Annotated in this window: 20 protein-coding genes; 6 read left to right on the top strand and 14 right to left on the bottom strand. The window is 65.2% G+C overall.

Translation table 11 applies throughout. The annotated features are described in order from the left end of the window. The first annotated feature begins 90 nt into the window (after nt 1-90). The gene (locus OLW90_RS04315) at nt 91-330 is read left to right on the top strand and encodes a helix-turn-helix transcriptional regulator (RefSeq protein WP_319651531.1); all 240 of its coding nucleotides are present in this window, start codon (nt 91-93) and stop codon (nt 328-330) included. Next, on the top strand, nt 327-809 hold the full coding sequence (locus OLW90_RS04310) for a hypothetical protein (RefSeq protein ID WP_319651530.1): 483 nt from the start codon (nt 327-329) through the stop codon (nt 807-809). Before OLW90_RS04315 ends, OLW90_RS04310 begins: the two co-directional genes overlap by 4 nt. On the opposite strand, the gene OLW90_RS04305 is transcribed toward OLW90_RS04310, so the two are convergent. From OLW90_RS04305 to typA, 7 genes are all read right to left on the bottom strand, one after another. Further along, entirely contained in the window at nt 806-1,381 is a 576-nt protein-coding gene (locus OLW90_RS04305) for a GtrA family protein (protein WP_319651529.1), read from the bottom strand. The genes OLW90_RS04310 and OLW90_RS04305 overlap by 4 nt on opposite strands. Before the next feature lie 72 nt (nt 1,382-1,453). Further along, a complete protein-coding gene (gene dapC / locus OLW90_RS04300; RefSeq protein WP_319651528.1) occupies nt 1,454-2,572 on the bottom strand; it encodes a succinyldiaminopimelate transaminase in 1,119 nt (372 codons plus the stop codon). A 24-nt stretch (nt 2,573-2,596) separates the two neighbouring features. Continuing rightward, a complete protein-coding gene (gene fdxA, locus OLW90_RS04295) occupies nt 2,597-2,917 on the bottom strand; it encodes a ferredoxin (protein ID WP_319651527.1) in 321 nt (106 codons plus the stop codon). Between the two features lie 101 nt (nt 2,918-3,018). Further along, nucleotides 3,019-3,432: a hypothetical protein gene (locus OLW90_RS04290; RefSeq protein ID WP_319651526.1), complete on the bottom strand. Its 414-nt coding sequence runs from the start codon at nt 3,430-3,432 to the stop codon at nt 3,019-3,021. Then, a complete protein-coding gene (mshB, locus tag OLW90_RS04285) occupies nt 3,425-4,390 on the bottom strand; it encodes an N-acetyl-1-D-myo-inositol-2-amino-2-deoxy-alpha-D-glucopyranoside deacetylase (RefSeq protein ID WP_319651525.1) in 966 nt (321 codons plus the stop codon). Before mshB ends, OLW90_RS04290 begins: the two co-directional genes overlap by 8 nt. Nucleotides 4,391-4,400: 10 nt before the next feature. Next, entirely contained in the window at nt 4,401-5,975 is a 1,575-nt protein-coding gene (locus tag OLW90_RS04280; protein ID WP_319651524.1) for an ABC transporter family substrate-binding protein, read from the bottom strand. 32 nt (nt 5,976-6,007) lie between these two features. Beyond that, complete coding sequence (gene typA, locus OLW90_RS04275; protein ID WP_319651523.1) at nt 6,008-7,921, bottom strand: translational GTPase TypA; 1,914 nt, start codon at nt 7,919-7,921, stop codon at nt 6,008-6,010. A 219-nt stretch (nt 7,922-8,140) separates the two neighbouring features. Between typA and OLW90_RS04270 the strand changes: the two genes are divergently transcribed. Together OLW90_RS04270 and OLW90_RS04265 are read left to right on the top strand one after the other, a co-directional pair. Beyond that, nucleotides 8,141-8,854, top strand: a complete 714-nt coding sequence (locus OLW90_RS04270) for a hypothetical protein (RefSeq protein ID WP_319651522.1) — start codon at nt 8,141-8,143, stop codon at nt 8,852-8,854. A gap of 100 nt (nt 8,855-8,954) precedes the next feature. Next, nucleotides 8,955-9,494 carry a DUF402 domain-containing protein gene (locus OLW90_RS04265; protein ID WP_319651521.1) on the top strand — a complete coding sequence of 180 codons (540 nt, stop codon included), beginning with the start codon at nt 8,955-8,957 and terminating at the stop codon, nt 9,492-9,494. Here OLW90_RS04265 and rraA read toward each other — a convergent pair. Then, nucleotides 9,475-9,972 carry a ribonuclease E activity regulator RraA gene (gene rraA, locus OLW90_RS04260; protein ID WP_319651520.1) on the bottom strand — a complete coding sequence of 166 codons (498 nt, stop codon included), beginning with the start codon at nt 9,970-9,972 and terminating at the stop codon, nt 9,475-9,477. The genes OLW90_RS04265 and rraA overlap by 20 nt on opposite strands. Nucleotides 9,973-10,144: 172 nt before the next feature. Beyond that, nucleotides 10,145-11,440 (bottom strand): isocitrate lyase, encoded by a 1,296-nt coding sequence (aceA, locus tag OLW90_RS04255; RefSeq protein WP_319651519.1) that lies wholly within the window; start codon nt 11,438-11,440, stop codon nt 10,145-10,147. 464 nt (nt 11,441-11,904) lie between these two features. Here aceA and glcB point away from each other — a divergent pair, with 464 nt between their 5' ends. Further along, a complete protein-coding gene (glcB, locus tag OLW90_RS04250; protein ID WP_319651518.1) occupies nt 11,905-14,106 on the top strand; it encodes a malate synthase G in 2,202 nt (733 codons plus the stop codon). A gap of 81 nt (nt 14,107-14,187) precedes the next feature. Here the strand turns inward: glcB and OLW90_RS04245 are convergent, their stop codons facing one another. Beyond that, complete coding sequence (locus OLW90_RS04245) at nt 14,188-14,787, bottom strand: cation transporter (RefSeq protein WP_319651517.1); 600 nt, start codon at nt 14,785-14,787, stop codon at nt 14,188-14,190. 141 nt (nt 14,788-14,928) lie between these two features. Here OLW90_RS04245 and OLW90_RS04240 point away from each other — a divergent pair, with 141 nt between their 5' ends. After that, on the top strand, nt 14,929-15,432 hold the full coding sequence (locus tag OLW90_RS04240) for a hypothetical protein (protein ID WP_319651516.1): 504 nt from the start codon (nt 14,929-14,931) through the stop codon (nt 15,430-15,432). Nucleotides 15,433-15,442: 10 nt separating this feature from the next. Here OLW90_RS04240 and OLW90_RS04235 read toward each other — a convergent pair whose 3' ends face one another. The 4 genes from OLW90_RS04235 to OLW90_RS04220 are packed head-to-tail and all read right to left on the bottom strand — an operon-like array spanning nt 15,443 to nt 20,418. Beyond that, complete coding sequence (locus OLW90_RS04235; protein WP_319651515.1) at nt 15,443-16,987, bottom strand: ABC transporter ATP-binding protein; 1,545 nt, start codon at nt 16,985-16,987, stop codon at nt 15,443-15,445. After that, nucleotides 16,984-17,931, bottom strand: coding sequence for an ABC transporter permease (locus tag OLW90_RS04230; protein WP_413464487.1), 948 nt, complete (start codon nt 17,929-17,931; stop codon nt 16,984-16,986). The genes OLW90_RS04235 and OLW90_RS04230 overlap by 4 nt, the downstream gene beginning before the upstream one ends. After that, the gene (locus OLW90_RS04225; RefSeq protein ID WP_319651513.1) at nt 17,924-18,850 is read right to left on the bottom strand and encodes an ABC transporter permease; all 927 of its coding nucleotides are present in this window, start codon (nt 18,848-18,850) and stop codon (nt 17,924-17,926) included. Before OLW90_RS04225 ends, OLW90_RS04230 begins: the two co-directional genes overlap by 8 nt. After that, nucleotides 18,847-20,418, bottom strand: a complete 1,572-nt coding sequence (locus OLW90_RS04220; protein ID WP_319651512.1) for an ABC transporter substrate-binding protein — start codon at nt 20,416-20,418, stop codon at nt 18,847-18,849. The genes OLW90_RS04225 and OLW90_RS04220 overlap by 4 nt, the downstream gene beginning before the upstream one ends. Nucleotides 20,419-20,452 lie beyond the last annotated feature (34 nt).

Here is a 20,452-nt window from a genome sequence, read left to right as displayed (position 1 = left end):
TTTTCTTTCCCGCACCGAGCAACACCCTGGACATAATGACAAGTATCATTTACACTTTGACATGTATCCACGCAGGAAGGAGAAATATACATGACAGATCCACCCACCAACCTCGTGCGCAAGTATCGCCGCTGGAATGAACTCTCCCAGGCGGAACTCGCGCAGCGCGTCAGCGTCTCGCGGCAAACCATCGCCAATATCGAACGCGGAAACTACTCCCCCTCGGTGCATCTGGCCCTGGCGATCTGCCGCGAACTCCGCCAAACCGTCGAACATGTTTTTGGAGAAACCACCACCCCGCAATCCCCCGCAAAGGAAACCCCACAATGAGTTACGCAGACTTTGCCATTAAACAGCATGAACGACTCGTCGATGATGAGTTTGAACGCGCCATGCTCCACAAATCCTCCACCGTGGCGCTGGCCTATAACGATTGGCTATGCCTTGGCAGCGCCGTGATACTGGCATGGATTCTTCCCGGCTATTACTCCTTGGCCGGACTCATCGCGATAGCTCCCATCACGTTTTCCCGCCTCATCGGCATACAATGGCTGCGCCGATTTACTCCCCGGCCCCGCTATTTAGCCCCCTCCAAATGGGAAATCATCCTACAGGTAATCATTTTTGCCGCCATCGTCGTGGGGGTCTTTCACAACATCGGGTGGCCCAAGGATCCTTTCAGTTTCATCCTGCCCGCCTCCGGTGGCCTGCTAGGCACCTACTACGCCTACAAGCGGTCCGAAGCACGCCGCGAGGAGGATCGAAAGGCACTGGACCGCAAACTCGGCCCCGATTCCACGGAGGATTAGACCCGCGCCACGGGCTCCTGTTCCTCCACCACGGTCACCGCGGCGGGCCTGCTGCGGAACGTCCAGAGTTTGTTGAGCACAAAGTTCACCGGCATGGCCACCACGATGGAGATGGCCGTGGCCCAGTAAAACTTGGTGCGCAGCCCGGTGGAGTCGTCAAAAATATCGGAGGGCAGCGCGATGGGCGAGGTGGGGTTCATCAGGAAGGTGGCCACGATGCTGCTCACCACCAGGGCGCTGAGCCCGGTGAAGAGGAAGGGGAAGAATCCCCGCCACCAGCTCCGGGTGCTCACGCCCCGGAATGTCCACACGCGGTTGAGTTGGTAGTTCCAGGTATTGGCAAAGAGGAAACCGATAACCATGAAGATATGAAACCACCGGATATGAAATTGCGTGCCCAGCAGGTTCAAAAAGGCATCGTGCTCGGAAATACCCGCCGTCCACCCGGCTATCTTCTTGGAAAGCGCGGTGACCAGGAGGTTCACCAGAGTGCCGGAACCGCCGATGATCCCGAAGGTGAGGAATTGCCGTAAGTTCCGGGAAAGGCGCTCTGAGGAACTAGCAGGGTGCACTGAGATCGGGCCTCGATTCCACAAGAATGATCGGGTATATGGCGTGACGATCTACTTTAGCCGCTAGGGGGCTTAAGCACCTAGCCTGGACAACCTGGACGCAGCGGCGTCGATACGCTCATCGGTGGCGGTGAGGGAAACCCGCACGTGCCGCTGCCCCGCCGGGCCATAGAAGGACCCGGGGGCCACGAGGATTCCGTGCTGGGCAAACCAGTCCACGGTCTCCCAGCAATCCTCCCCACGGGTGGCCCAGAGGTAGAGTCCGGCCTCGGAGTGCTCGATGCTAAAACCGGCGTCGGTCAGCGCGCGCAGCAGCGTGGCGCGGCGGGAGGCGTAGCGCAATTTTTGCACCTGCTCCTGGGTGTCCTCGTCCAGGGCGGCGGTCATGGCGGCCTGAATGGGATAGGGCACCATGAGCCCGGCGTGCTTGCGTACGAGGGTGAGTTCCGCGATAAGTTGTTCATCACCGGCCAGGAAGCCCGCGCGATAACCGGCGAGGTTAGAGGTCTTGGAAAGAGAGTGGATCACCAGCAGGTTGCGGTGGTCGCCGCCGCAGACCTCGGGATGAAGCAGGGAGAGCGGTTGGCGATCGTCGTCCCAGCCCAGGCCCAGGTAGCATTCGTCGGAGGCCACGATCACGTCGCGCTCGCGCGCCCACTGCACCACCTTGCGCAGGTGTTCCACGCCCAGCACCCGCCCGGTGGGATTGGAGGGCGAGTTCAGGAAGAACAGGCTCGGCGTTTGGGGGCCCAGTGCCACCGTGGAATCGGTGCGCACGGTGGCACACCCCGCCAGGCGCGCGCCCACCTCGTAGGTGGGGTACGCCAACTCCGGGATCACCACCGTATCCCCCCGCCCCAGGCCTAGGGCCGTGGGTAGCCAGGCGATGGCCTCCTTGGTGCCCACCACCGGGAGCACCCCGGATTCCGTCAGGTCGGTGATCCCGTACCTGCGCGCGGCGGAAGTCACCATCGCTTTCCGTAGCTCCGGGGTTCCGATGGTCTGGGGGTAACCCGGATGGGCCGCCGCCTCCGCCAGGGCCAGTTGAATCCCCGGCGCCACCTCGTCCACGGGGGATCCCACGGAGAGGTTCACGATTCCCTCGGGATGCTCGGTGGCTTTCTTTTTGGCGGGGGCCAGGGAGTCCCAAGGGAAATCGGGGAGGGTGTTTCCCAACGGGGTGCGGGTCATGGCGGGCCTTCTCTCACAAAAGGGTTATTCGGATTGTGGCGGGAGGTTGGCAATCAGCGGCGGATCAAAGTCCTGGGGGCCGAGTTTTTGTGCCCCGCCCGGAGAGCCGAGGTCATCAAAAAAGGCGGCGTTGGCGTCGTTATAGTCCAACCATTCGTCGGGCACATCGTCCTCGTAGAAGATGGCTTCCACCGGGCAGGCGGGCTCGCAGGCACCGCAATCGACGCACTCATCGGGGTGGATATACAGGGAGCGCTTGCCCTCGTAGATGCAATCCACCGGGCACTCCTCCACGCAGGCGCGATCCATGACGTCCACACAGGGCTGTGCGATTGTATAAGTCATCGTGTATCGGGTACTCCAGAATTACGGGAAATCATGCGCCACCTCCGCGAGATTTTCCACCCGGGGCGGCGCCGGAAACGCAGTGACAACTGCCTAGTATGTCACCTCCGCAGCACCAGCGGCCAACCGCCTCCGATCATTCCCGCGATCAGCAGGGCCACGCTGCGAATATTATTGCCCACCAGTTGATCCCCGCTCACGGCCACCCACATCGTGAGGGCCACGTAGCCCGCAAGCCAGGTCCACAGGGGTATCCCCGCGATGGCGGCGTTGCGGGTCCACAGCAGGGCCGTGCGGCTAAGCACGCGGTTAAACAGGAACGCCACCGCGATCATGTAGGGAAAGGCCACCTTGGCCCCACCGGGCAGGGTGATCCAGGTACCCAGGTACATCACCTCCAGAAGCACGGAGACCAGGGCCGCCAACGCCAACCAAAATAGCCCCAGGGCGGCCTCGCCCCGGGAGAAATCGGTGCGGGTGATCGCCTCCTGATTCCCCTCCTGCCGCTTATTCACCCGGACGCACCTCCCACCAGCGTTCGCCGTCGATCTCCGCGCTGCCCTGCCCCACCGCGTAGTGTTCCCGCCAGGTCACGGGCTGCGCGATGAGGTTGGAGAGCGCAAAGACCCCTGCGGCGGGGCCGGGGTGGCGCAGCGTGGCATAGGCCGCGTGGGGGTTGGTGGCGCTCACGGAGCCATCGGCAAGCCATAGCTGAGTGGCGTGCGCGCGCATGGCGGCGATCTTGGCGGCGGCCTCTCCGGGGGTCATCTCTATGGCGAGGTCCGCCTCCGGCACGCAGGCGATCTCCCCGGGCCGCGCCCTGCGCCAGCCCTGCGGTATGGATTCGATGGCACCAAGGCCCGCCTGCAATTCCGATTCCAGCGTCACGGCCCAGAGGATTCCGGGGACCTCGGCGCGCCGCTCCCCCGCCGGCTCAGACACCACCGGCGCAGAATCCGGCCGCGACTCCGCCAAAGCACCCCACACCTTCTGCACCGCCGCGTGCGTGATCTCGTGAGCCCGGATGTGATCCGGGTGCCCGTAACCACCGTCCGGCCCGTAGGTCAGCACCAGGTCGGGGCGCAGCCGCTCGAATATCCCCGCAAGATCCACCACGGCCTCCTCCCCGGAGGAAGCAAAGGCGCGCGGGTGCTCGGCAGCCGGGGTGCCGGCCATGCCGGAGTCGCGGTATTTTCCGGCCCCGCCCAAAAACACTCCCCGCACGCCCAGGCGCTCCAGGGATTCCCGCCACTCGGCGATGCGGAACCCGCCCAGTTGATCGGCCCGCTCGGCCACCAGGTGCGCATACGGCTCCCCGATTACCTCGCCCTGCTCCCCCAGCGTGCAGGTGACCACGGTGACCTCCGCGCCCAGGCCCGCCAATCGGGCCAGGGCACCGCCCGTCCAGATCGCCTCGTCGTCCGGGTGGGCGTGCACGGCCACCACGCTCTTTCCCCGCAGATTCCTCGTCAATGTGCCCTCCTTATCGCTTGGTCCACTGCGCCGCCGTGGTCAGCCCCTGCCACTGCTCGGGCGATTCGGGCAGGCCCTCTACCTCGGGGCCGGCCACCATGAGGCGGGTCTCCCGCAACAGCGGCACGCTTAAGTGTTCCGTTTCCTCCACCGCGCGCAGCGCCTCCGGGGCCTCCGCCCCGGCCAGCACCGCGCCGATCACGTCCTGGGTCTCCGGGGAACAGTATCCCGAGAGGTTGCTGCCGCGCAGCGTCTCCACCGGGCAGGAATAGCGGCTGGCGGCCTCCACTGCGTCCGGCTCGCTGGAGCGCCAGGACACCACGGCGTCCACCTCGCCCGCGCCGAGCCCCTGCTCGGCCACCTCGCTGAGATCGGCATTGATCGCCTGAGCCTGCACCCCCAGCCCCACCAGGCTATCGGCCAGGCCCCGCACCGCGGCCGCCGCCTGACCATCGGTGGGGTCGGCGGCGATCCGCAATGGTTGGGCCGCCGCCCGCTCGCGTAGGAGATTCAAAGTTTCCTCGGCTACCTCCGGCACCGGGTGCTCCGGCACCGCGAGGTCGGCGCTGCGCCCCGCCGCCAGACGGGCCAGGGCGGGGACGTCGATGAGCGCGGAGAGGGCCTCGCGCAGGGGGGCGTCGGCAAGCGTGGGCGAGGTAACGGACATGGTGAGCGCGAGTTCCCTGCCCGTGGTCATGCTGTGCACGCGGCTCTCCGGCACCAGGGAAAACGCCTGCACGGAGGTCTCCGCCGGGGTGATGTCCAGGTAGCTGAGCTGGTGGCTGCGCAGTTGATCCGCGCCCTCCGTGGTGCCGCGCACGGGGCGGAAGATGAGCAGTTCCGTCGCCGCCGGGTTGCTGCCCCAGAAGCGGTCGTTGCGGCTGAGTTCCACGGTGCCGCGCGCGCGATCCACCGCGCGCACCATGTATCGCCCGGCGGAGGCCGGAATGGTCTCCCGCATACCCGCTTCAAAATCCGTGCCCTGCATGAGGTGCGCGGGCAGAAGGTGACTAAATAGACCCTGCCACTGGGCAATCGGGTGGGCAAAATCTACCTCTACGGTCTTACCGCCCCCGGTGGTGCGCACGTCCGCGATCGCCCGGTAGCCCGCCTCCCCGAGCACCCCCGGCGTATCGCGCATGGATTGCCACAGGTACACAAAGTCATTCCCGCTCACCGGGGTGCCATCGGACCACTGGGACTCCGGGGTGAGCACGTAGCGCACCGTCTGCGCCACCTCCGGGGCGGGCTCGATCTGCTCGGCGGAGATCACCAGATCCGGGTTGGGCGCACCCGCCACAAAGGCCGAGGGCAGCACCAGGTCCGCCAGGGATCGCACAAAGGGGGTGGAATCCGCCAGCAGGTGCGGATTAAAGCCATTGCTCAGCGGGTCAATGCCCACGCTTATCGACGTCCGCTTGGGTTCCTCCCGCGCGGAACGCGCCGCCGAGGTAGTGGTGGGGGCGGCGGTCTCCCGCGCCGTGTCCACCACCGGGGGCGGGCTGGGATTAGCCGCGCAACCCGCCGCGCACGCCGCGAGCACCACCGCCACGAGCGCGCGCTGTTGTTTCTTCACGAGGCTCACGCAGAACCAGGCTAGTCCACCCGCAACCGACGCTACTTATTGCGCGCCTTCTCGCGGGCACGCGCCCGGCCGCGCTCCGTGGCACCCAGCACCACCTTGCGCACGCGCAGCACGTCCGGGGTCACCTCCACGCACTCGTCGCCACCGCAGAACTCCATCGCCTCGTCCAGGGAAAGGGTGCGAGCCTTGGCCAGCGTGACGGTGGCGTCGGCGGTAGCCGAGCGCATGTTCGTCAGCTTCTTTTCCTTGGTGATGTTGATGTCCATGTCCTCATCGCGGTTATTCGCGCCCACGACCATGCCCTCGTAGGTCTCCGCACCCGGCTCCACAAAGAAGTCACCGCGATCGGCCAACTGGGTCAAGGCATAGGCCGTGACCTGCCCGGAGCGATCGGCCACCAGGGAGCCATTGGGGCGATCCTTGATCTCCCCGGCCCATACGTCCATGCCATCGGAGTAAGAGTTGGCGATGCCGGTGCCGCGCGTCTCCGTCATAAACGTGGTGCGGAAGCCGATCAGGCCGCGGGCGGGCACGCGGTACTCCATGCGAATCCAGTCCGAGCCCGGGGTGGTATCCATCGCCTGCATTTGTCCCTTGCGGGAGGCCATGAGCTGCGTGACCGCGCCCTGGTGCTCGGCGGGAATATCAATCACCATGATCTCATAGGGCTCGTGCAACTTGCCGTCGATGGTCTGGGTAACCACCTGCGGCTTGCCCACGGTCAGCTCGAAGCCCTCGCGGCGCATGGTCTCCACCAGCACGGACAACGCCATCTCGCCACGGCCCTGCACCTCCCAGGCATCGGGGCGCTCGGTGGGCAGCACGCGGATGGAGACGTTACCGATGAGTTCCTGATCCAGGCGCGCCTTGACCAGGCGGGCGGTGAGTTTATCGCCGCCGCCGCGCCCGGCCATCGGGGAGGTGTTCACACCGATGGTCATGGAGATGGCGGGCTCGTCCACGGTGATCCGGGGCAGGGCCACCGGGTTCTCCAGGTCGGCCAGGGTGTCACCGATCATGATCTCGTCGATGCCGGAAACGGCCGCAATATCGCCCGCAACCACCTCGTCGGTGGGCACGCGGTTTACGCCCTCGGTGCGCAGCAACTCCGCGATCTTGACGTCCTTGGTGTGCTGGTTGCCCTCCTCGTCGTAGTGAATCCAGGCCACGCGCTGGCCCTTCTTCAACGCGCCGGAGTGGATGCGCACCAGGCCAATGCGGCCCAGGAAGGAGGAGGAATCCAGGTTGGTCACGTGCGCCTGCAAGGGGCCATCCAGGGTGGCCGTGGGCTCCGGGAGGACGTCATAGATCACGTCAAAGAGCGCCTGAAGGTCCTCGGCCTCGGGGACGTTGCCATCGCCGGGGTTCTCGGTGGAGGCCTTACCCTCGCGCCCGGAGGCGTAGAGCACGGGCAGGTCGAGGAGCTGTTCGGCGGCCTCGGCGGCCTCCGGGTCATCCAGACCCGAGGCCAGTTCCAGCAGCAGGTCCTGGGACTCTTCCACCACGGCGTCGATACGCGCGTCCGGGCGGTCGGTCTTATTCACCAGAATGATCACCGGCATCTTGGCGGCCAGGGCCTTGCCCAGCACAAAGCGGGTCTGCGGCAGCGGCCCCTCGGAGGCATCCACCAGCAGCACCACGCCGTCCACCATGGACAGCGCGCGCTCCACCTCGCCGCCAAAGTCCGCGTGGCCGGGGGTGTCAATGACGTTGATGATGAGGTCATTGCCGTCCTTGCCCAGGCCCTTGCGGCGAATGGCGGTGTTCTTGGCCAGGATCGTGATGCCCTTTTCCTTTTCCAGATCGCCGGAGTCCATCACGCGATCGGCCACCTCCTCGTGATCGCCAAAGACGCCGGACTGCTCCAGCATGGCATTAACAAGGGTGGTCTTGCCGTGGTCCACGTGCGCGACGATGGCGACGTTACGGAACTCTGGATGGCTCACTACGGGGGTACTCCTAGCACAAAAGGGAATATGTGAACTGAAGAAAGGTTACTCCCTGCACGCCACGGGCGCACCTCGGCGTTCCCGCAGGTTCCCCGTTGGCCCCCGGCCCCTTGGCGGCGGCGCCGATAAGCCCCCACGCGGGCGCGGGGAGACAAAACCCCCGCCGTGGTACTAGAGTGACACACGTTGATTTCCCCAACGGAAGGTTCTCGCACCGTGTTGCTCTCCCGCCGCCGCCTCGCCGCCGGTCTCACCGGCCTGGTCACCGCCCTTGGCCTCGCCCTGAGCGCACCCACCGCCGGTGCCGTTACCCTGCCGGTGCCGCCGCTGCCGGAGGGCCCCCTCTACCTGCCCAGCAAGCAGCAGGTGCAGCAGGCCCGCGACTTTGCCGCCCAGCCCTGGCTGCCCGAGGACATTTCCTCCGCGATCCGCGCGGCGGCGGACTTTTATGAGGGCACCGGGAACTCCGAGGGCGCGGTGCCCCTGCCGGAGAACGCCCCCCACATCGCGCAGTTCTACTGGCCCACCGTGGCGGGTAACTGCATTGGCGGGCAGATGAACTCCGTGGGCACCGCCATTGGTGTTCCCGGCCCCGCGCAGATCCCCGCCCCCGGCGCGGGCGAGGGGCAAACCTCCTTCCTCTTCACCGGGCTGGGCACCGCCGCCGCCACGCCCGAGCAAAAGGACATGGCCGTGCACTGGTTCAACCTGAACACCCTGGCCGCCGGTACCACGCCGCTGGGCAATCACGGCATCAACCCCCAGGGCCCGGCCACCCTTTCCGCCACCGCCGATACCGGCAAGGGCACCATCGTGGCCGTGATCACCGGATCGGTAAACACCGAGGAGGGCACCTGCACCTACGCCCCCACGGCGGGCATCGTGAACAACCCGAAGAATCCGGCCGCCACCGCCGCCACCCCGGCCTAGGCTTTAGGCCACCACCCCGAGCCACACCGCCCCAAGCCACATCACCCCAAGCCCCACATCACCCCGAGCACGGAGTGGGGAAACGCTAGAATCGGCACCCATGTCAGCGGATCTCCACCCCGTCAAACAGGAAACCTTCGACCTCGCCGCCGGAATCAACATTGACCCCAAGGGCTTCGAGCGCCGCGTGGATCGCTTTGAGGTCACGGACTGGGGCCTGTACATGGCGCGCGGGGCCAATCACCCGCGCTTTGGCTACCTGGAATCGTGGCTGCTCCCCGAGTGGAACCTGCGGGCCAATATCTTCCACTTCCGCCCCGGCGTGGAGGCCCAGCAACACCTCTATATTGACGTCGCCCGCATTAGCCATCGCGAGGGGGTATGGCGTACCCGCGACCTCTACGTGGATCTGGTAAGCAACCCGCCCACCGCCCTGGAGGTGCTGGACCTCGATGAACTCGCCGCCGCCACGCACGCCGGGCTGATTTCCCCAGAGGAGGCCGAGTTAGCCATGAGCACCACCATCACGGCCGTGGCCGGGAGCAGCAGGCACGGCGAGGACCCCCAGGCGTGGCTGAAGGCCCAGGGAGTACCGCTCTCCTGGGCCCCGGAGGTGCGCCTTATGCCTGCGGAGGAGTGATCGGCTCCTCGGTGACTACGATCCCGTCCGCGTCCGCGTAGAGGTAGTGGCCGGGCACAAAGTCCACGCCGCCAAAGTGCACGGTGACGTTGCGCTCCCCCGTGCCGTCCTTGCTGGACTTGCGCGGGTTGGTACCCAGGGCCTTGCAGCCGAAGTCCAGTTCCGCGATCACCGCGGAATCGCGCACCGCGCCATTGACGATCACCCCGGCCCAATGGTGATCCCGCCCGGCGGCGGCGATGAGATCGCCCACCAGGGCGGTGTGCACGGAGGCATCGCCGTCGATCACCAGCACGCCGCCCTCCCCCTCCTCGTTGAGGGTCTGCTTGACCAGGGCGTTGTCCTGGAAGCACCGAATGGTGGTGATCTTGCCACAGAATTGCGTGCGCCCGCCGATGGTGCGCAACTGGGTATCGCAACTGCGCACGGATTCACCGATGATGTCCACCAGGTCCGCGGTGGGAATGAACTGCGTCATGTTCTTTCTCCTTCGAGGTTCTTGTACAAAGCCAAAAGCAGTGCCTGAGCGCAACGTTGTACTCTCAAGCACTGCTTTTCATTACCGCTTCCTCACTCGCCGCGCGGACGGGTGCACTGGGCCGGGTGTACGCGGCCCGATGCACCGCGCGGGGCTGGTCACGGGCGAGGGCCTAGTGGAACTGGCCTTCCTCCGTGGAGCCCTTCAGGGCGGTGGTGGAGGAGTTCGGGTCCACGGTGGTGGCGATGGCGTCGAAGTAGCCAGCACCCACCTCGCGCTGGTGCTTGACGGCGGTGAAGCCGCGCTCCTTGGCAGCCTCGAACTCGCGGTTCTGCAAGTCCACGAAGGAGGTCATGCCGTTGCGGGCGTAGCCGTGGGCGAGGTCGAACATGGAGTAGTTCAGGGCGTGGAAGCCAGCCAGGGTGATGAACTGGAACACGAAGCCCATCGCACCCAGCTCCTTCTGGAACTTGGCGATCTCGTCCGCGTCCAGGTGCGCCGACCAGTTGAAGGAGGGCGAGCAGTTGTAGGCCAGGAGCTGATCCGGGAACTCGGAACGCACGCCCTCGGCGAACTTCTTGGCCAGCTCCAGGTCCGGGGTACCCGTCTCCATCCAGATGAGGTCCGCGTAGGGAGCAAAGCTCTTGGCGCGGGCGATGCAGGGCTCCAGGCCGTTCTTGACGTAGTAGTAGCCCTCGGCGGAACGCTCGCCGGTGAGGAACTCGTGGTCGCGCTCGTCCACGTCGGAGGTCAGCAGCGTGGCGGCCTCGGCGTCGGTGCGGGCAACGATCACGGTGGGAACGTTGGCGACATCGGCGGCCAGGCGTGCGGAGGAGAGGGTGCGGATGTGCTGCTGGGTGGGGATGAGCACCTTGCCGCCCAGGTGGCCACACTTCTTCTCCGAGGCGAGCTGATCCTCCCAGTGGGTACCGGCGGCACCGGAGGCGATCATGGCCTTCTGCAACTCGTAGACGTTGAGGGCGCCACCGAAGCCGGCCTCGGCGTCCGCCACGACGGGCACGAGCCAGTTGTCCACGGAGTCATCGCCCTCGACGCGAGCGATCTCATCGGCGCGCAGGAGGGCGTTGTTGATGCGGCGAACAACCTGCGGCACGGAGTTGGCCGGGTAGAGCGACTGATCCGGGTAGGTGTGGCCGGAGAGGTTCGCGTCACCCGCGACCTGCCAGCCGGAGAGGTACACGGCCTTGAGGCCCGCGCGAACCTGCTGCACGGCCTGGTTACCGGTGAGGGCACCCAGGGCGTTGATGTAGGCACCGTTGCCCTTGTTGATCTCGTCCCACAGGATCTCCGCGCCACGGCGAGCCAGGGTGTGCTCCTCGATGACGTTGCCCTGGAGCTTGGCTACCTGCTCAGCCGTGTAGTCACGCTGAATTGCAGACCACCTGGGGTTTTCGTCCCAATCCTTCTGAATTTCCTCGGCTGTACGGGCCTTGCCGGTAGCGGTCATAATCGCACCAACTTCCTTCGTCGGTCTTGAAAAGCGGGGTACTGCGAGGCACTCACGCGATAGCCTGCGATGAGAACCCTTCACACCACATCTGGTGGCGTGCTTCACAACAATGGCAGGATCGGCGGCTCACGTCAATGGATTCGGCCGATATTTTTCAGAACGGGGGTAGCGGAACGGACTCAAAAAAAGCGATCAATGTTAGTTCTCCTTCCAAAAATCACCCCCACCCCACCCCGTGACTCACCCCACAAAACCGCCTGTCAGACCGCCTACTATCCTAACGGAAACTTCTCTGACTACCCCCGCTCCCCCGCACCCCCACTCCCGATCGGACCGGGGGTAGTCCGAAGAAAAAATCCGCCAGCTACTTTTCATGGTGACCTCACGCACATACGATGAGCCTCCAAGCGGCGATCACGTCGCTCTTCCATCCGCTCGCCAGATCATTGAGGAGTTCCCCGATGCCCACGACCACGGCTCTTAGCACGAAGGACGACCGCGTCCAGGTCGCCGGAATGGACGTTGCCCGTGTCCTCTACGACTTCCTCGTCGAGGAGGTACTACCCGAAATCGGTGTGGAGGCCGACGCCTTCTGGCAGGGATTCGCAGCCATCGTGGCGGACCTCACCCCCCGCAACAAGGAACTCTTGGAGCGCCGCGAGGAACTACAGCGCCAACTCGACGAGTACTTCCGCTCCAACCCCGGCCGACCCGACCCGAAGCAGCACGAGGAGTTCCTGCGCTCCATCGGCTACCTGGAGCCCACCCCGGAAAAGGCTAAGATCCGCACCGAGAACACCGATCCCGAGTTCTCCGAGATTGCCGGGCCGCAGCTGGTGGTGCCCGTGCTCAACGCACGCTTTGCCCTCAACGCCACCAACGCCCGCTGGGGTTCGCTCTACGACGCCCTCTACGGCACCGACGTCATCTCCGAGGACGATGGCGCGCACCGCTCCGGCCCGTACAACCCCGTGCGCGGGGCCAAGGTCATTGCCTGGGGCCGCGCCTTCCTCGACGAGGTGGTGCCTCTCGACGGCGCGAGCCACGCGGACGTCGAGAGCTACAGCGTGGTGCGCGGCAGCCTGTGCGCCCGCGTGGACGGCGAGTGCATCCCGCTGAAGAACCCCAAGGCGTACAAGGGATTCGTGGGCGACTTCGGTGACCCCTCCTCCATCATCCTGTACAACAACGGCCTGCACATCGACATTCGGATCAATCCCGCCTCCCCGGTGGGCAAGACCGACCCCGCCGGTGTGGAGGACATCGTGCTGGAGGCCGCCACCTCCACCATCATCGACTTCGAGGATTCCGTGGCTGCGGTGGACGCCACGGATAAGACCCTGGGCTACCGCAACTGGTTTGGGCTCAACACCGGCTCCCTCAAGGAGGAGGTGACCAAGGGTGAAAAGACCTTCACCCGCGAACTCAACCCGGATCGCACGTACATCTCGCGCACCGGCTCCCAGACCGTGCTCAAGGGGCGCTCCACCCTGCTGGTGCGCAACGTGGGCCACCTGATGACCAACCCGGCGATCCTCATCGACGGCGAGGAAATCTACGAGGGCATCATGGACGCCGTGATCACCGCCGCCTGCGCCATCCCCGGCACCCGCGAGGACAACCCGCTGCGCAACAGCGTCACCGGCTCCATCTACATCGTCAAGCCCAAGCAGCACGGCCCGCAGGAAGTGGCCTTCACCGACGAACTCTTCGGCCGCGTGGAGCAACTGCTGGGCCTGGAACCCCACACCCTCAAGGTGGGCGTGATGGACGAGGAGCGCCGCACCTCCGCCAACCTGGACGCCTGCATTCAGGCGGTGTCTCAGCGCCTGGCCTTCATCAACACCGGCTTCCTCGACCGCACCGGCGATGAGATCCACACCTCCATGGAGGCGGGCGCGATGGTGCGCAAGGCGGACATGCAGACCGCCCCGTGGAAGCAGGCCTACGAGGACAACAACGTGGACGCGGGCCTGGAGCGCGGGCTGTCCGGCCGCGCGCAGATCGGCAAGGGCATGTGGGCCAAGACCGATCTGCTGGCGGAGATGGTGGAGCAGAAGATCGGCCAGCTCCGCGAGGGGGCCAACACCGCCTGGGTGCCCTCCCCCACCGCCGCCACCCTGCACGCCACGCACTATCACAAGGTGGACGTGCGCGCGGTGCAGCGGGAACTGGTGGAGGCGGGCCGCCGCGATACCTTCGGTGACCTGCTCACCGTGCCGGTGGCGCAGAACCCCTCCTGGTCCGCCGAGGAGATCAAGGAGGAGGTGGACAACAACTGCCAGTCCATCCTGGGCTACGTGGTGCGCTGGGTGGAACAGGGCATTGGCTGCTCCAAGGTGCCGGATATTCACAACGTGGACCTCATGGAGGACCGCGCCACCCTGCGCATCTCCTCCCAGTTGCTGGCCAACTGGCTGCGCCACGGCGTGATCACCACCGAGCAGGTGGTGGACTCCCTTGAGCGCATGGCCGTGGTGGTGGACAAGCAGAACGAGGGCGACGCCGCCTACCTGCCGATGTCCCGCGACTACGATTACTCCATCGCCTTCCAGGCCGCCAAGGATCTGATCCTCAAGGGCACGGAGTCCCCCGCCGGGTACACCGAGCCGATCCTGCACGCTCGCCGCCGCGAGTTCAAGCAACGCGAGGGTATCGCCTGATCCGTTTGCGCCACTGAGCACTGAACACAGAGCGCCCCGCCCCCCCCTGTTTCCGGTCGGCGGGGCGCTCTTGTGCTCGCCTTAATCTTCCAGCTCCGGGTCCTCCGCCCGCGCCTGCTCGAACACCTCCTTGGCCGCAGAGAGGTTGATGAGGCCGATCACCACGCCCGCGATCACATCTGGCCATACGCTCCACCACCACGCGGTGAGCAACCCCGCGAGCACGATCAACACGTTAGCCGCCACATCATTGCGCGCGGCCAACCACGCCCCGCGCACCAGCGCGCTCCGGGCCCCGCGCAGGCGGGTCAGGAGCAGGGCGCAGATCACGTTGATCGCGGCGGCGGCCAGGGCGGTGAGCGAGAGCGCGGCGGGTTCCGGCGGCTCCCCGGAAAAGATCTTCCACCCCGCCGTGGCAAACCCGGCGATCCCCGGAATGAGAATTAATCCCGCGAGAAGATAACTGGCCTTGCGCCGCCTGCTCACCGCCCACCCCAGGGCGCTGAGCACCAGGACGTTGATGAGGAAATCCTCAAGAAAATCGGCGGCGTCCGCAAAGAGCGCCGCCGAGCCTATGAGAAATGCCATCGTCATTTCCAGGAGGAATCCGGCGCCGTTAAGCCCGGCCACCACCGCCACGGTGCGCCGTGCTTTGGTATCCAGGGAGGAAGAGGAGGTCATAATCGAGGGAGTTTACACCGGGTTTCTCCCCCTCTCCGGGGAAGAGAACATGCCTCGCCTGAGATATTCCGGGCTCCGCCATCTCACCGAAATGCCATAATGGGTTTATTCGCACCACCAACACCCACGGATAGCACAATCATGACGCAGCAATACACAGCGGGCACCCTGAAAAGATACGCCGCACCGGCATTACTCCCCGCCCTCGCCGGATGCGCGCCTAGCACGGGCGGAAAGATCACGGAGACCGTGCTGAGCACGCAGGAGAGTTTTAGTCTGAGCGAGGTATTTGAGGAACCCATCGCAGAGGCCTACGTGTTCTGTTCCTATGCCGACGAGGAACGCGGGGAGGAATTGGGGTTTGATCGCAAGAGCTTCTATAGCATCGACAGGGATTATATGCAATGGGAGACAAACACCGGAATAGGGATCAAGTTCCGCGACGAGGAGAAAAAGCCCATCGTAGAGTGGTTCAACCCCGTCAAAATCAACTCCTGCGCCTCACCCGGTGATTCCTATAGGAAAATCGACCCGGAAGGGCCGATCACCATAGAAATAAAGAAGGTAGAGTTTATCCGATACGGGGAGAAAGAGGTGAAACACCTCTTTTACCGTGACGCCGACGGCACCGAAGATACGGAGTAAACCAGCGCCCCTACCCCCAGCCCGGCACGGCGTCGATAAGGTTGCGCGTGTACTCCTGCTCGGGGTGCCGGAAGATCTGTTCGGTGGCCCCGCGTTCCACGATCTTCCCGCCGCGCATGACCACCACGTCATCGGCGGTGTGACGCACCACCGCGAGGTCGTGGGTGATAAAGAGGTAGGAAAGCCCCAGTTCCTCTTGCAGGCTGCCCAGCAGGCTGAGCACCTGATCCTGCACCACCACGTCCAAGGCGGAGACGGCCTCGTCCAGCACGATCACCTCCGGTTCCAGCGCCAGGGCGCGGGCGATGGCGATGCGCTGGCGTTGCCCGCCGGAGAGTTCGTTGGGGTAGCGTCGCGCCGTCGAGCGCGGCATGGCCACCATCTCTAAGAGTTCGCCCACCCGCTGCGCCCGCTGCTTGCGGCCGATGCCGTGGATCTTCATCGGTTCCTCGATGCAGCGCTGAATGGAGTACATGGGGTCGAGGGAGCCGTAGGGGTTCTGGAACACCACCTGCATGCGGCGGCGCATCTCGAACTTCTCGCGGCGCGAGAGTTCATCGAGGTTCTTCCCCTTATACCGCACGATCCCGGAGGTGGGTTGCAACAGGCCCAGGATCATGTTGGCCACAGTGGACTTGCCGGAGCCGGACTCCCCCACCACCGCCGTGGTGGTGCCGGTGCGCACGTAAAAGGAAACGTCGTCCACGGCGCGGTTCTTGCCAAAGTCCTTGGTCAGGTTCTCCACGCTGATCACCTTCTCCTCCCCCGGGCGGTGGCGTGGTTCGCCGGGGGTGCCCACGGCGGGGGCGGCCTGCACCAGGCGCTGGGTATAGGGGTGCTGCGGGTTGGCCAGGATCTCGCGGCTGGGCCCGGATTCCACCACCTTTCCGCCATTCATCACCACCAGGTGTTCGGCGCGCTCGGCGGCCAGGCCGAGGTCGTGGGTGATAAAGAGCACGGCGGTGCCCAGTTCCTTGGTGAGCGTCTCCAGGTTATCCAGGATCAGCTTTTGCACCGTCACGTCCAGGGCGGAGGTGGGTTCGTCCGCGATGAGCAGCTTGGGGCGCGCCGCCAGGCCCATCGCGATGAGCGCGCGCTGGCGCATGCCGCCGGAGTACTCGTGCGGGAATTGCTTTGCGCGGCGGGCGGCCTCGGTCAGTCCAGCCTCCTCCAGCAGGGCCACCACGTCGTGCTCGCCGGGAACCTCCTCGATCTGATGGCCCACGCGCCACACGGGGTTGAGGTTGCTCATGGGGTCCTGGGGCACCAGGCCGATCTTTCGGCCGCGCAACTGCTGCCACTGCTGCTCGGTGTGGTGGGTCACGTCCTTGCCCTCAAAGAGCACGGTACCCCCGGTGATCCGGGCGTTGGCGGGCAGCAGGCCCATCGCGGACATCGCGGTGGTGGACTTGCCGGAGCCCGATTCCCCCACGATGGCCACGGACTGCCCGGGGTACACCGTGAGGTTGGCTCCCTTAACGGCGTGGACGGCACCGGCGGCGGCCGCGAAAGTGATGTGGAGATCGCTGATCTGCAAGAGGGGTTGAGGGGTCATCGCTTCCTCGCCTTCGGGTCGAGGGCGTCGCGCACCACGTCGCCCATCATGATGAAACTCAGCACGGTCAGCGCCAGGGCCGCCGCGGGGTAGAACAACACCATCGGCTTGGTGCGCAGGCTGGCCTGGGCCGCGGAAATATCGCCGCCCCAGGACACCACCGTGGTGGGCAGCCCGATGCCCAGGAAGGAGAGCGTGGCCTCCGCCACGATGAAGGTACCCAGGGCCACCGTGGCGTAGACGATGATGGGCGCGGCGGAGTTGGGCACGATGTGGGTGATGAGGGTTTTCCACCCCGGCTGCCCCATTGCGCGGGCGGCGGTCACGTATTCCTCGTTCTTCACGCTCATCACCGTGCCGCGCGTGATGCGCGCGATACTGGTCCAGCCAAAGAGTCCCAGCACGATCACCACCGTGATGATGGTGCGGTGATCGCGGAACATCTGCATGACCACGATGGCTGCCAGCACCAGCGGCACGGCAAAGAATACGTCCGTGAGCCGCGAAAGGATCGTGTCCGCGATGCCGCCGAAGTACCCGGCCACGGCCCCCACGGTGGTTCCGATGAGCACCACCACAACGGTGGTGAGGATTCCCACCAGCACCGAGGCCCGCGCCCCATACACGGTGCGGGCGTAAATATCGCAGCCCTGGCGATCAAAGCCAAAGATGTGGCCGGATTCCGGGCCCGCCAGGGAGCGTGCGAGATCGCAGGCGCGCGGGTCTGCGGAGCTAAAAAGTTGCGGGAAGGCGGCCATGAGCACCGCCCCGAGGATCAGGGTGGCGCTGACCCAAAACAGCGGCCTGCGCCGCAGGTGCCGCCAGGCCACCGCCCATTGGGAGGAGGGGGCGTTCCCGGCGTCGTCGCTTTTCGACGCCCCGGGGGCCTGCGCCGGTGCCTCCGCCTCGGCCACGAAATGCTCTTGGAATGGGTAATTAGACATAGCGAATCCTCGGGTCGAGCACGGCATACAGAATGTCCACCAGCAGGTTGGCCAGGATATACACGATCACCAGCACCGTGGCGATGGAGACCACGGTGGTGGGCTCGCCTTTGAGAATGGCCTGGTAGATCGCGCCACCCACGCCATTGATGCCAAAGATGCCCTCGGTGACGATCGCCCCGCCCATCAACGCACCCAGATCGGCGCCTAAGAACGTGACCACGGGAATGAGGGAATTGCGCAGCACGTGGTGCGTCATCACCCGGCACGAGCTGATCCCCTTGGCCTTGGCGGTGCGCACGTAATCCGCCTGCAAGTTCTCGCTCACGGACTGGCGGGTGAGCCGCAGCACGTAGGCGAAGGAGAGGGAACCCAGCACCACCGCCGGGAGAATCAGGGCCACCAGGGACTCATTGCTGCCCACCGTGGCGGGCAGCAACTCCCACTTCACGCCCACCAGGAATTGCAGCACGAAGCCGATCACAAAGGAGGGCACCGCGATCACGAGCAGGGAGAGCACCAGCACCGTGGAATCAAAGATCCCGCCCTTGCGCACCCCGGCGATCACGCCGAAGAGCACGCCGAGCACGGCCTCGAAGATCAACGCCATCACGGCCAGCACGATGGTCACGGGGAAGGCCCTGGCCATGACCTCCGTGACCGGCTGGCCGGAGAAGGTGGTGCCAAAGTCCAGGGTGAGTATGCCCTTGAGGTAAAGCAGGTATTGCACCAGGAAGGGCTTGTCCAGGTTGTATTCCTCCTCGATGGCCTGGCGGGCGGCATCGCTCAGGCCCCGATCCCCACCCAGGGCGGCCACGGGATCGCCCGGCATGAGGAATACCAGGGCGTAGAGCAGGAACGTGGCTCCAAAGAACACCGGGATCATGTGGAGCAGGCGACGGCCCAAGTAGCGGATCATGATTCCACCCTCCTGATCTCCTCCATCACGGGCAGGGAGGTCCAGGCGAAGGAAACGTCGCTCACGTTCTCGCTGTGCCCGCCCACGGTGTTGGAATACCACAGCGGAATGCAGGGAAGATCCTTGAGCAACTGCTCCTGGGCGAGGTTGTAGTGCTCGTTGGCCTCCTCCGTGGTCTCGGCAGCCTTGCCCAGGGCCACCTGCCTGTCCACCTCGGCGTTGGAATAATCGCTGTCATTGGAGCCGCCGGTGGTGGTGTACATAGCCACCAGGAAGTCGCTCAGCATGGGGGTATCGGCCTGCCAGCCGGCGCGGAAGGCCCCGCTGGTGGCGCGGTTGCCGATCTCATCGCGCAGGGATTTGAAGTCCGGGTAGGGCTTGCCCACAGCCTCGATGCCCAGGGTGTTGCGCAACTGGTTGGTCACCGCGTCCACCCAGGCCTGGTGCCCGCCATCGGCGTTGTACCCGAGGCTAAACTCCCCGCTCCACGGGGAGATCGCGTCCGCCTGCGCCCACAGCCGCCTGGCCTCCTCGGGGTCGTACTCCAGTACCTCCGCACCGGGGAGGTCATCGGAGTGGCCGGGAATGGTGGGCGAGGTGAAGTCCGTGGCCGGGGTGCGGGTGCCCTCGAAGATGAGGTCGGTGATCTGCTCGCGGTTGATCGCCCGGGAGATGGCGCGGCGTCGCAAAGCCCCCTCTTCCCCTGAGAAGTGCTCCAGGCGCTCGGGGATGACAAATCCCTGGAAGATCGCGGCGGGCTGGTTTACCTGGCGTCCCTCTAGCTCCTGCTCGTAGGTGGCAAAGGCGGAATCCGGTAGTGATTCCAATACGTCGAGGTTATTGGCCAAAAGGTCGGCGTAGGCCGCGTCCTGGGTGGCGTAGAAGATGAACTTCACGCCGTCGTTGTGCACCTGTCGGGCGCCCCGGTAGTGCTCGTTGGGCACCAGTTTGATGTTGTCATAGTGCGTCCACGCGCTCACGCGGTAGGGACCGTTGCCCACGGGGTTTTGGCCAAAGGCCTCCATGTCCTCAAAGGCCACGTCCGGCAGCGGGTAGTACGCCTGGTAGCCCAGCTGCACGGGGAAGTCCCGCTGCACCTGCTTGAGCGCCACGGTAAAGGTATAATCGTCCACCACCTGCACTCCGGGCAGCTCCTCGATTCCCTCCTCGTAGCCCTCGACCCCCTCAAAGGCGTATTCCATGGTCTGCGAGTTAGCCACCGCGTAATTCCAGGCGCGCACAAAGTTCTGGGCCTTGACCGGGGTGCCATCGGCAAAGGAGGTCTGCTTGAGGCGAATAGTGTAGTGCTGACCATCCTCGGACTCGATGGACTCCGCCACCTCGTTATAGGGTTCGCCTGAAGCGTCGTAGGACACCAGCCCGGAATAGATCAGCTCGATCACGCGGCCGCCGCCGGTCTCGTTGGTCATTCCGGGCAGCAGCGGGTTCTGTGGTTCTGACCCGCTAGCGGTGATGTAATCCGTGGGGTCATCGGAACCGCAGGCCGCCAATCCCCCTCCCGCTATGCTCATCGCCGCCAGCAGGGCGATGATCCTTCTTCGAACCATGCTGCCTCCTTACTATTTTTCAGACAGCATAGTC

Origin of the sequence: Corynebacterium sp. 21KM1197 (assembly GCF_033783015.1) — a bacterium.
Lineage (GTDB): Bacteria > Actinomycetota > Actinomycetes > Mycobacteriales > Mycobacteriaceae > Corynebacterium.
This window is presented reverse-complemented; position numbering and strand designations above follow the sequence as displayed.